At 58.0% G+C, this 12,702-nt stretch carries 9 protein-coding genes; all 9 read right to left on the bottom strand.

Going from position 1 to position 12,702, the window contains the following annotated elements; all coding sequences use genetic code 11:
* Positions 1-113 precede the first annotated feature (113 nt).
* Positions 114-2,171, bottom strand: coding sequence for a 3-hydroxyacyl-CoA dehydrogenase NAD-binding domain-containing protein (locus BFP70_RS19125; protein WP_066013574.1), 2,058 nt, complete (start codon positions 2,169-2,171; stop codon positions 114-116).
* Complete coding sequence (locus tag BFP70_RS19120; protein WP_083217620.1) at positions 2,168-4,177, bottom strand: TRAP transporter fused permease subunit; 2,010 nt, start codon at positions 4,175-4,177, stop codon at positions 2,168-2,170. The genes BFP70_RS19125 and BFP70_RS19120 overlap by 4 nt, the downstream gene beginning before the upstream one ends.
* An 82-nt stretch (positions 4,178-4,259) precedes the next feature.
* A complete protein-coding gene (locus BFP70_RS19115; protein WP_066013569.1) occupies positions 4,260-5,393 on the bottom strand; it encodes a TAXI family TRAP transporter solute-binding subunit in 1,134 nt (377 codons plus the stop codon).
* A 187-nt stretch (positions 5,394-5,580) separates the two neighbouring features.
* A complete protein-coding gene (locus BFP70_RS21495) occupies positions 5,581-7,350 on the bottom strand; it encodes a formylglycine-generating enzyme family protein (RefSeq protein WP_066013567.1) in 1,770 nt (589 codons plus the stop codon).
* Complete coding sequence (locus BFP70_RS19105; RefSeq protein ID WP_066013565.1) at positions 7,347-7,730, bottom strand: VOC family protein; 384 nt, start codon at positions 7,728-7,730, stop codon at positions 7,347-7,349. The genes BFP70_RS21495 and BFP70_RS19105 overlap by 4 nt, the downstream gene beginning before the upstream one ends.
* A 48-nt stretch (positions 7,731-7,778) precedes the next feature.
* The gene (locus BFP70_RS19100; protein ID WP_066013563.1) at positions 7,779-9,158 is read right to left on the bottom strand and encodes an ABC transporter substrate-binding protein; all 1,380 of its coding nucleotides are present in this window, start codon (positions 9,156-9,158) and stop codon (positions 7,779-7,781) included.
* Positions 9,155-9,991, bottom strand: a complete 837-nt coding sequence (locus BFP70_RS19095) for an ABC transporter permease (RefSeq protein ID WP_066013561.1) — start codon at positions 9,989-9,991, stop codon at positions 9,155-9,157. Before BFP70_RS19095 ends, BFP70_RS19100 begins: the two co-directional genes overlap by 4 nt.
* Before the next feature lie 14 nt (positions 9,992-10,005).
* Positions 10,006-11,016, bottom strand: a complete 1,011-nt coding sequence (locus tag BFP70_RS19090) for an ABC transporter permease (RefSeq protein WP_066013559.1) — start codon at positions 11,014-11,016, stop codon at positions 10,006-10,008.
* A 95-nt stretch (positions 11,017-11,111) separates the two neighbouring features.
* Positions 11,112-12,686 carry an ABC transporter substrate-binding protein gene (locus BFP70_RS19085; protein ID WP_066013557.1) on the bottom strand — a complete coding sequence of 525 codons (1,575 nt, stop codon included), beginning with the start codon at positions 12,684-12,686 and terminating at the stop codon, positions 11,112-11,114.
* Positions 12,687-12,702 lie beyond the last annotated feature (16 nt).

The raw sequence follows: 12,702 nt of genomic DNA, 5'->3' as shown, positions 1-12,702 counted from the left end.
GGCGGGCACGCGCCCTGCCTTGCGCCAAAGGGGGCAGGATTTGCCGCGCCACTGGTGCAGGATGGCAGGGCAGCGCGGGCGATGTGGGAAGGCAAATCTGGTCTGTGCATTTGTTATGTCCGCATCTTCGACAGAGTTTCAAAGACGGGGCCGGGGATGTACCCATGTCCGATAGCGCATTTCAACGCTGTCAGGTCGGCGGTGATATCCGCGTCAGTTTGCTGTGCGGCCCACCACAGCGGCCCGCCCTTCCAACGCGGAAAGCCGTAGCCATTGGCTATCGCCACATCAACATCGGACGGGCGCTGCGCCACATTTTCGGCCAAGAGGCAGGCTGCTTCATTGACCATCGCGATCAACAATTGTCGCTGCATCGTAGTGGCGTCAAAGACCTGCGGCACAACATGCGTCGCCTTGCGTGCACGGTGGATAATGCCGTCGACCTGCACAGATGGAACCGGGGTTTGTGCCGGGTAATCATACCATCCAGCACGGGTTTTGCGGCCCAAACGCCCCGCCTCGCACAGATCATCTGGAATGGTGACATACCGCGTATCGGGATCACGTGTCGTCGCCTGGCGTTTGCGCATGGCCCATGCAATATCCAGCCCGCTCATATCAGCCACGGCGAATGGCCCCATGGCAAAGCCAAAGGCCACCATTGCTGCGTCGACATCCTGCGGTGCGGCACCCTCAAGCACCAACAGCTCTGCTCGGCGCCGGTAGGCTGCATAAATCCGATTGCCGATGAAGCCCTCTGAAACCCGCGCCACCACAGGCTGTTTGGACAGGTATTTTGCCAGCCGCAGCCCCGTGGCCAGCACATCATCTGACGTGGCCTTGGCCCGCACGATTTCTAATAGCCGCATCACATCTGCCGGGCTAAAAAAATGTAGGCCCAGTACACGCGACCGCCCCGGCAAATCAGCCAGCATCACATCGATATCAAGATAGGATGTATTGGTTCCAATCACCGCCTGTGCGGGCAGCAATGCGTCCAATTGGGTCAACAGCGGCACTTTCACGGACATCTCTTCAAAGACCGCTTCGATCACCAGATCACACGCGCCAAGATCCGCCATCTGCACCGTCCCCGTCAGCGCGCGCAATTGCTGCACCATACCTGCTGGTGATAGCCGCCCACGATAACATTTATCCTGCAATGTGGCGTCAATCGCCGCAAGACTGCGCTGCAAGGCGTCTGGGTCGCGCTCCAGCAACGTCACAGGCAGGCCCGCCGCCAAACAGGCCCGCGCGATCCCCTGCCCCATCGTGCCGCCCCCGACTACACCGATCGCACCGATCGGACGCGGCGCGGCAGTCAGCCCGTCCACGGTGCCCGCGCGACGTTCTGAGAAGAAAAGATGGCGCAGTGCGATGGCATCATCGGACAGGCGCAGCCGCTGAAACACCGCACGTTCATCGGCCAAAGCGACCGCAAAATCAGGTTCGGCGGCGGCCATCACAAGGCGGATCGCTTCGGCTACATTTGGACGGCCGCGCCCCTTCTTCATTGCCTTCGAGACACTGGCGTCCAACGTGGCCTCCCCCGTTGGTGGAACCGCCAAATCGGCCACTATCCGTTTGGCCTTAGGCTGCGAAAGGAACGCCCGCGCCGCCGCCAGGACATCACCCTGTGCCAGGTGATCAACAAGGCCGATGGCCTGCGCATCCTCGCCCGAGATCCGCACAGACCCGCAGATCATATCAATGGCTGCGGCGCGCCCAATCAGCCGTGGCAACCGCTGTGTGCCACCTGCGCCCGGAACCATGCCCAACGACACTTCGGGCAGGCCCAATGCCGCATCCCGCGTCGCAATTCGGTAATCACAGCCCAAGGCCAGTTCCAACCCACCGCCAAGGGCGACACCGTGGATTGCCGCGATGATCGGAAAGGGCGCGGCCTCGCAGGCGGCGATTACATCGGGCAGTTCGGGCCACATCAGTGGTGCGCCAAATTCGCGCAAATCCGACCCGGCGATAAAGCTGCGCCCTGCGCCGATCAAGATCGCGCCACGTATCTGGACGCAGTGGTTCAATGCCTCAATCACCCCTTGGCGAATGGCATGAGAGCCGGCGTTGACAGGTGGGTTGTCGATCGTAAGGACGGCGATACCGTCTTCAATATGCAGGTGAACAGTTCCATGTGATGGTGCGCTATGGGTGTTCATTGTGCCGCTCCTTCAGGGTCTTTTGCTGTGGCAGCGGCGGTTGCGGCATGGCGATCGTCTGCTGCAGCCTGTAGGCGGTTGACCAAGACCGCCGCTGCCAAAAGCGCCAATCCCATACCATCGGACAGATATCCCGGGATCACCAAAGTGACCGCAGCCACACCCAGCAGGACCCGTGCGGGAGCGGTAAGTCGGCCAACAAAATGCAGCCAACCTTCGCTGGCAGCGGCCATGAACCACACCGCGAAGACCGCGCTGCCCACATCATGCAAAATGGCCATCGGCGTCCCTTGCAATACCAGGGTCGGATTCAGCGCAAATATAAAGGGCAAGACAAAATTGACCGCCCCAAGCCGCATCGCCAGCACCCCTGTGCGCATCCCATCGGTTTTCGCAATTACCGCGGCCGCAAAGGCGGCCAAGGCCACAGGCGGCGTGATATAGCTTAGCATGCCCCAGTACAGGATGAACAAATGTCCCGCGATTGGGTTTAACCCCGCGCCGGACATGGCCGGCCCCAAGACAATCGCAAGGAAGATATAGCAGGCGCTGACAGTCATCCCCATGCCCAGCACAAAAGAGGTCAACGCGCCAAACAGCAGCAGCAAGAACACGTTATCACCAGCAAATTGCAACAGCTCGCGGGAGAATGCACCGCCAACGCCGGTATAGCTAAGCGCCCCAACGATCAGCCCCACCCCGGCCAGAATGCCTACGATATTGGCAATATTGCGAATCGCATCTTCCAACAGATCGACAAGCCGCGAAAATGTCAGCTTATTTTTACCACTGACCCAGCCATTCACCGCGCTGGTGATCAACAACACAAGTGTGGCCCAGAATGGGGCCTGCGCCTCGATTCCGCGCGCGACAATAAGATAAACCAACACCACCAGCGCCAAAAGGAAATGCCAGCCACCCTTTACCGTCGCGCCCAGCTTCGGCAAATCCTCTGGCCGCTGCCCCTTCAGGCTGCGCCGCGCCGCGTAGCAATCCGTTTGCAACAACAGCGCAAGGTAAAACAACGCGGCAGGCACAATCGCCGCGATCATCACGGTAGAGTATGGAACATTCAGGTTCTCGGCCATGATAAAGGCCACCGCGCCCATCACTGGCGGCATAAGTGCACCCCCGGTTGAGGCGCAGGCCTCAATCGCCGCAGCATAGCGTGCCGGGTAACCCACTTTTTTCATCGTCGGGATGGTCATTTGACCTGTGGTAACGATGTTGGAAATCACCGACCCTGAAAGCGATCCAAAAAAGCCCGATGACAAGATCGCCACTTTGGATGGGCCGCCGCGGGTACGGCCCAATAAAGCCTCTGCAAAAGCCATGAAAAAGGCTCCGCCCCCTGTCACAACCAGCGCAGAACCGAACAAGAGAAACCCGATCAATAGTCCGGCAACCACTCGCATTGGAACACCGATAATGCTTTCGGACCCCAGCGCATGCATCATCACCAGTCCCGGCAAATCTGTCGAAGGGCCCCACAGAAATCCGGGCATCTGTTCTGCGAACATTGGGAATAGAAAGAAAAAACCGCAAATTCCTAGCAGCACCAAGCCGCCGGTGCGTCGCAATGCCTCTAACACCAACACGCAAAACAGCCCGGCGATAACCTGCGCCTGTACAGGCGCGACCAGATCCCACCCCTCCATCAAAATCCGTTCACCATTCCATGCGAAATATCCCGCACAGGCCAGCGCCAAGACCGATAGCAAGGCATCTGCGATGCGTCCCCCAACTCCGAACCGGTCCCAAGACAGCGGATAGACCTGAAATGCGACCGCGAGGAAAATCCCCGTCAACAGATAGAAATAGGATGTGTCCAGCATCACATAACCGATGAACATCTGGGTGTTGAACAGCCTGTCAACATTCAGCAGCAGGGCAACCAGCCCAAGGATTAAGACCACAGTGCGCGTCGGCGGGTGGCACATCCCAATCGTGGGAAGCGCCCGCGGGGCGGGAATGTCAGACATGGGTAGGGACTGCGGATCGCTCATTGCGGACCTCGCTCAGACATTTAAAGGGATGGCAGAGACAGATCCGGCCCTGCCGCATCTGTCCGTTTCGCACACGGCGGTATCAGTCTTTCAGGTGATCATTGCGCCATTGCGTCCAAAACGCGGGCCAGCCATCATCGCTACCGGTATAGGCTGCTTCGGCCTGCGCCCATTGCGTTTTCACCTTTTCAAGCCGGGCGAGACGGGCGTCCTGCCACGCCTGCGCATCTTCAGTCCAATAGCCCATTTCCTTGGCATAACGGATTGCACCCGGATGGAAAGGCGCGTCAGCAGGCGGCACAATGGATCCTTCAACGGCCCAATTCGCGGCCTCGGCGGTGGCGTCTTTGAACCCACCAAAGCTTTGATCGACCGCCTTGACCAGGTTGTAGACAGCCTCTTCGTCTGTGGTCGCATAGGTCGCCAACATCGGATAGCGGTACCCCAATAACCAAACCGGATTATCGGCAGAAATTCCCGCGCCGGTGGTCTGTTGATGTGGCTGTGCAAAGCTGATCACATCCGTCGCATTTTCCCAGCCCTGGGTGTTTTCTGGCGGGAAGTTCAACCAGGTCAGGCCACGCGCGCTGGCCTCAATTTCACGCGCAAAAGAAGAGGTAGGAACCATCCCCATCGCATCAAGCTGATTTGAGATAATCGCATCTTTCAGCGCGCCATAGCTGCCAAACCAAACCTGTTCAACATCCTCGCGGGTCAATCCACCAAAGGCCAGATAAGCATCTGTTTTAATATTCAACGATGGGTTGCCCCGCACAAACCCAACGCGCTTTCCCTTCAAATCCTCTACCGTGTCGGCGTTCAGGTCGCCTGCGGCAACAATCCCCACAGACGCCGGACGGCCCAGCATCACCCGCACATCTTGCGGACCCCAATCCGACGAGGCAAATTCGTAAATGCCTTCACTGGCAAAGAAGAGTTCATTCGACAAGAAGCCAAATTCAGCCCGCTTTTCGCGCAGCGGCAACAAACGCCCGATAGACGTGCCAGAGGGCAATACGCGGATCCGCGTTTCAAACTGCCCCTGTATTGCATTGGCGATTGCCGACGCTTCGGTATACCCGCCAGAGCCGACATCATATGCGCTCCAAATCATCGAACGTGGCAGCTTGACGGCATCTTGGGCCTTCGCAGCCGTCGACATGACAAAACCTGCCACCGCAAGCATCGGCAGCGCCTTTACAAGTCTTATATACATTGGCGGGGCTCCTCTCCCGGGTCTTGACCGACATCGATGAACGCGATGGTCGACCTCCTCTCAGGAAAATTAAAACATAAAAAGCTATATTACTAGCTTTTTATTTGACCCGCAAAAATTTCTGCTTATCCGCATGATATATATACATGAAATTATCAATCCTTAGGTTCCGCGCAAAGATGGACGCCTACGCCATGACAATCCGAAACCCATTGCCGCGCCAGAATCCCATTGGCTCTAGGCTGCCGCGATAAATGCCATTGGCTTTGGCACGGCCCGATGAAAAACATCCGCCGCGCAGCACGCGCCTAATCTGGGCAGGGGCGTCCAACCTTTCACGCCCATCTGGGGCCCAAGGGTAGTGAAACGAGGGGGTGGTCATGTGATCGCCCCACAATGTCGTGCACCATTCCCAAACCTGACCGGCCATATCAAGACAACCAGAGGCCGCTGCACCTTCGGGGAACAAGCCAACGGTACAAATATCATTAAAACCGGTTTCTTCATCATTGGCATGGCCGTCGTGCCATGTCTCGCCCCACGGATAACAGCGCCCGGCAGGGCCGCGCGCAGCCGCCTCCCATTCCCGCTCTGTCGGCAGCCGAAGGGTCCCACCAGCGGGCAGGCGCCCTAGTGCGCGCCACTCATGCGCAAGCCACGCGCAATAGGCCTGCGCATCATGCCATGTCAGATCAGTTGCCGGATGACTGGCGCGAGAAGGCTGTTGCCCCTGCGATGAAAGCCAGGTGCGCCCGGTGGCACGCACAAACTTCGCATAGGCCCCGCAGGTGACAGGATACATTCCGATGCGAAAGGCGGGCAATGTCACCTGATGGCCCGGGGCGGAGTTGGGGTGCACATCACCCCCCATTTGATAGATACCCGCCGCAATATCCACCATCTGATCCAAAGCCCTTGGATCGCCCAGCCGGGCCAATGCGGCCCCTGCACGACGGCGCATCCCCACAGCCAGCCCGCCACCTTCAATCGCCTGGGCGATCAGTCGAGCAATCATCGCCGCTGCATCCGCATCATCCGCCAGGTCAATCATATCCGCTGCCGCCAATAGTGCCACAGCACAACCAGATTGGGCCAAAGCCGTGGCCAAGGGCGCTTCCCCCCGGTGGCGTTGGGCGGCTAGGCGCAAGGCGCCAGACCAACGGACCGGGTCGCATTTCACATGCTCGATTATCTGCTGGGGCAACATCCGCTCCAAGGCCAAGCTATCGCGGGCCTCTTGCAGCCACGCGGCATCAACCGACACCGCCGCCGCCGTTCTCAGGTCCAGCGCCCGCCCCTGCGCCACCGACAGCGCCCACAGACCGGGTGACACCCACAGGTCGGTCACCGGATCGGACAGGCCCAGGGCCGCCAGAGCCGCGCAGCGCTGCGCCTTCAACAATGGCAAAAGTGCGTGGCTTCGCAGATCACGGTGCAGTCGAATGCTTTCTAATGCGCCGCTTTCGCAAAGGGCCAAAAGGCGCGCGCCCGGGGTGTCGGCTATCCACGCCATCGCCTGTTCCACCAGCGCGCTTGGGTCAGGCTCTTGCTCCATCCCATCCAAGATCAACAAAACAGCGCCAGCGCGTGCTGTGGCTGCGGCCAAAGCTGCCATCCCCTGGCCTGGCTGGCCCAGCTGCACCTGCATCGCGCCGCAGTCCCATATCTGAGGCAATGTCGTACCCTGCGGGTTGCGGATCACCGGGGCAGTCAAAACATCTGCGGCAGGCGCAGGTTGCGACAGCGCGGCGTGAAGGCTGCACGCCAATGTGGTTTTTCCCCCCCCGCGCGGCGCATGCAGCAATTGTGCGCGATGCATCGACACCATTTCAAAGGCGGTAAACTGCACCGCGACCTGTGGCGCAGCCGTGTCATCACAAAACACGCGCAACCCTTTGGCGGCGCGGTCTTCATGGGTGAAATCCACAAGACGAGGCAGAACCGGCAAACGTATCATTCGAACAACGCAGCCACATCTGGAGCGTGAAACCGCTGAATTTCAATTGCGTAACCTGCCGGATCTTCAAAAAAGAAATGTTCACAATAAGTGCCGCGCAAAATATCCGACAGCCCCGAAACACCCGCCTGAACCATCCGTTCATGCCAGCCCGCCACATCCTGAGACACCACTGTCAAAAGCGTCGCACTGTGTGGTTGATGTTTCAGATGGCCTTTTGTCCCATCCACAATTCCGAAATAGGCCGCGCCAGCGATCCGGTAGATGCGTGCAAGCCCCTGATCCAGAACCAATTCAAAGCCCAGAACATCTTCGTAAAACGGGGCTACGGCGTGGATGTCCTCATAATAATAGAACGTGATCGCGCAGTCTTTCAGCATGATCGTTTCCTTTTCAACTCATTGATACGGTCGGGCGTGGGAGGCCGGTCAGGCAATTTGCAAAATCCCTTTGTGATCCAGGCGAAGGGGGTGCATGCCGGGCACATAGGCCAAACACAGCACCGGATGGAACAGGTAGGCCCAAGGCGGGGCATGGTGCAATTGCCGCAACACACCACCATAGGCGGCGGCGCGTGCGGCCGTGTCGGTGATGTGGCGTGCGGCATCAAACCCGGCATCCACGCTGGGATTGGTCACCCCTTGCCACCATACCGCACGGCTAACGCCCGAGATTTTATCGTCCAGCACCCGGAAGGTGCTATGGGGGGAGCTGTCAAAAATCGCAGCGTCACCCATACGCTTTTCGCCAATGTCACGGGCATATTGCGGCCGATCTTGGGCGCATTCGACCCGGGTATCGAAGCCAACGGCGTTCCACGCCTGCGCGATGAAATCGGCACATTGTGGCGCACGTTCAGGCATATAGGTCGGGGTGCGCAGCACCACTTTGCGTGGCGCATCTGACTGTACCAGCAGATCGCACGCAGCACCCGGGTCATAGCGCAGCGGCGGCAATAAAGCCTGCTGGGCACCAAAATGCCACGGGCTGACAATACCGCGCGATGGCACCGCCAAGCCGCCCATGACGGTGTTGACCAACGCCGCGCGATCGATTGCCAGATTGGCCGCCAACCGCGCGGCGGGATGCGTAAAGGCGCCTTCACGCCCATTTAAATAGGCCATCACCGATAGGGTGCTGACGCATTCGCTCCATTCAAACCCGTCCAGTGACCGTCGCGCGATATGCAACCGCTCTAGATGGGTGGCGGCCTGCACCTGATGCGTGATCAGCGCGGCAAGCCGATCTTCGGGATTGGCCATCGCAACAAAGCGCATCTGACGCCCGTCCTGGTGCAGCAGCACGACGAAATCACCGCTACGCAAATCTTGCACGCGCCATGGCCCGGTACCGATCACAGGACGTCCCGCACCATCCATGCGCGGCAGATAAAACTCTGACAAGATCTCAGGCAGGTCGGGAAAGGGGGTCGATGTGATGATGCGTAACACGCGCCCATCGGCGGTGATCTGCGCCTCGGCAAGATAACGCGCATAAGACCACGGCATTCCAAACATGTCGCGCGCGTCCAAAATGCGATGAATGAATGCGGCGGCATGTTCGGCCAAAACCGGCGTGCCATCGTGAAAGTGCTTGTCGGCAGGCAGGCCCAGCGTCCACACGCAGCCGGTCTCATCCAACTGCCAAGTGGTGAATAATGCACGGTGAATTACGCCATCTTGCCAACGCAGCATCGGCTCTAACACCAGTGACTTCAGGGTCAAAATGCTGCAATCGTCCGTCACCCGATCAGGGGGCAAGAAATCAACTTTTTCCAAGGCGATGGAGGGTATGGCAGGCAGGGTCATCCAATCTGGCTCCGGCGGCGGGGGTTGAACCAATCGGCAAGGGCATCACCAATCAGATTGAAGGACAACACCGCAAGCAATATAGCAAAGCCCGGGCCAAGCGCCGTCCATGGGCTGGACCGCGCGAGCGAGAGATTGGCCGACACATCGGCCCCCCACTCTGCCATTGGTGGCTGTGCGCCCAAACCCAAAAACCCCAGGCTGGCGGTTTGCAAAATCGCACTGCCTACGTTCAGCGACGCCTGCACCAGCAGCGGACCAATGGCATTCACCAATATATAGTGGATCAAAATACGACCCTGCCCCAACCCCAGCGCCTGTGCCGCATCAACATAAAGCCGAGATGAAACCGACAAAGCCTGTGACCGCGCCACCCGGGCGAATTGGGGCGCCATTGTGATGGCCACCGCAATCATTGCATTTTCCAAACTGGGACCAAAAGCGGCCGCCAACGCGATGGCCAAAACCAAAGCGGGAAATGACAGCATCGCATCCACGATGCGCATAATGATCGTATCCACAATCCCGCCAGCCACCCCGGCGATCAGCCCAAAGAAGACCCCGACGGCAAAGGCAATCCCCACAACAAGAATTCCTATGGCTAGCGTATAGCGCCCACCGTGAATAATCCGCGACAACATATCACGCCCGAACCCATCAGTGCCTAACCAATGCCCCGGGCCAGGCGGCAAAAGCTTATTTCCTATATCAATCGCAGTGGGAGATTGCACGAACATCGGCCCGACAATGACTGCAACAAGCAGCACCGCAAGCAGCCCGGCCCCAACCGTCGCCAATGTATTTCGGCGCAAAAAATGGATCAGATCTTTCATCGTGACAGCCCGTCTTAGTTCATCTTGCGGCGGACCCTCGGGTCCAAAAGCGCATACATCAAATCGACCATTAATGAGGTCAGCATGAACAACAGTGCGAACACCAATGTCGCCCCTTGGATCACCGGGTAATCGCGGTTGCGAATGGCCTCGAACATGAACCTCCCGATCCCGGGCCAGGAAAAGATTGTTTCGGTCAGAATGGCCCCGCCAAGCATTTCCGCGAATTTCAGACCGACCACAGTAATAGCGGGCAACAAAGAAGTGCGCAGCGCATGGCGATACACCACCTCTCGCCGAGTCAGGCCCTTTGCCCTCGCTGTGCGCACGTAATCTTCGGCCAGCGTCTCTAACATTGTGGCCCGTACGAAGCGGCCCAACGTGGCGGCCAGAAATGCGGCCAGAACCGTCACGGGTAAAACCATATGCAGCAAGGCGCTTCTGACTGCGCCAGGTTCCCCTGAAAGCCACGCGTCGATCACCGCAAACCCCGTAACATGATCGACAAACACATAGCTGGACATTCGCCCCGATACCGGCAGCCACCCAAGCCACGTTGCAAAGATCAACTGCAAGACCAGCGCCAACAAAAAAGCCGGCATTGACACCCCGGTCAGGGACAAAATCCGAATGCTGTGATCAAAGCCCGAATTGGGCCGCGTCGCAGATAGAACCCCGATGGGTGTGCCAATCACAATCGCGGCCAACACGGCTGCAACGGCAATTTCCAAAGTGGCCGGCAAGCGTAGCATAATTTCGTTCAGGACGGGCTGGCCGGATTTCAACGATACGCCCAGATCACCATGCACAAGCCCAATGACATAATGCCAAAACTGCATTACGGCGGGCGCGTCCAAATTCAGCTGCAGGCGCAATGCCGCAATCTGATTATCTGTAGCGCCGGGCCCCAATAGGGTGACGGCGGGATCACCTGGGATCAGCCGGACCAAGGAAAACACGATCACCAGCACAAGCGCAAGCGTGGGAAGAAGCGACAGAAAACGCCGCACAAAGAAGGCTAACATCGGTTGGTCCGGTCAAAGTTGTTTGCATCGGCCATAATGATCAGGGCCGATGCCGTTAACAAAATAGCGCATTACATCCGATGCGCTGCGAAGAGTCAGTTCTTCGACACGCCCCAATATTCATTTAATGGTGGCGCGCTGTTGACGACCAGACCATCAATATTCGCACGGGCGAATACAATCAGTTTTGGACTGAACAGATAAGCCGCTGGCACTTGTGCCACGATCTCTTGTTGGATCTCTGAATACATTGCTTTGCGGGTTTCCATGTCAGCCTCCCCTTGCGCGGCAAGGATCTTGGCATCCAGCCCGTCATTTTTGGGCATCCGGAATGTCATTGCACTGTCTTTCAGCGACGACAAATAACCGATGGTGATATGTGCATCTGGGTCATTGTACCACGGCTGCCGCCCGTCAAGCGCCATCTCCCATTCACCGGCCACATGCAACGCGCGATAAGAAGGGAACTCGGTCTGGGCGATATCAACATGCACGCCAATATCGGCTAGATTGGCCTGAACAAACGTGGCAACCGCACCCCACAGCGCACCTTGGAAACTGTACAATTTGACTGTCAGCGCCGCTGGATCAACGCTGGCCTCTTGAAGCAACGCGCGTGCAGCTGCGGGGTCATATTTCGGCGCAAGATCCTGTACGGCCGGATCAAACGCCCAACTGTTAGAGGTCAGCGGTCCATAAACCCGTTCCGCAGTGCCTTCAAAAACACCATCTAACAGCCCATCATAATCAATCGCCATTGCAATTGCACGGCGCACCCGCGGATCTGCAAACGGACCATCGCGAAGCGAGTTGTTGAACTCCAGCTGTCGAATGATCTGCGACGGGCTTTCCAGAATTTGAATATCTGCGTTATCGACGAATGCCGCCATTTCCTCTGAGGGAACGGCGGATAACTGGCCAGCCTGCTGGATAATATCCACACCGCCGTTTTCCAGCTCCAACCGCCGGGTCGAGGCCTCTGGAATCACCGTATAGATCAGCCGGTGCAACTGTGGCGCACCGCGAAAATACTCTGAGTTCGCATCCAGGACGATCCGTGTATCTGGCTGATAGGCCCGAAATTTAAACGGACCCGTGCCCACCGGATGATTAGCAAAATCATCACCGTATTTTTCTACGGCTGTTGGGCTGACAATGGCCGATTGCGGCTGTGCAAGGATCGACAAAAACGCAGGATAAGGGCGTGACAAGGTAAAGATGACCTGCGTCGGCGAAGGTGTTTCGATGTCCTTCACCAGACCTAATGTCGCCTCGACATAAGGGTTCATGGCCACGGTGCGGTTAATCGAAAATTTTACCGCATCGGAATTGAACGGCGTGCCGTCATGGAAGGTGACATCATCGCGCAACGCAAAACTAAAGGTTCGCCCATCGTCAGAGATGCTCCAATCTTTGGCCAAACGCCCCTCCAACCGTTTAAAATCAGGGGATTCCCATGCGACCAACGTGTCGAAGACATTCAAGATCACCTCAGACCCAATCGGTTCGGCCTTGTTAATGCCGGGTTCTAACCCGGCCGCGTCGGCGGGCACCGCGATCACCAATGTCGAGGCTTCCTGCCCAAAGGCCATAGGAACGCCTATCGGACTGACCCCCAAAGACAACGCCGCGGCACACAGGGCGCCGAATAATCTACGTGTCAATTTCATCTTCTTGCTCCGCTGT

The sequence above is a fragment of the Thioclava sp. SK-1 genome (assembly GCF_001705665.1).
In the GTDB taxonomy this organism is placed as follows: domain Bacteria; phylum Pseudomonadota; class Alphaproteobacteria; order Rhodobacterales; family Rhodobacteraceae; genus Thioclava.
Note: the sequence above shows the minus strand (reverse complement) of the source record. Positions and strands in the feature narration are given on the sequence as shown.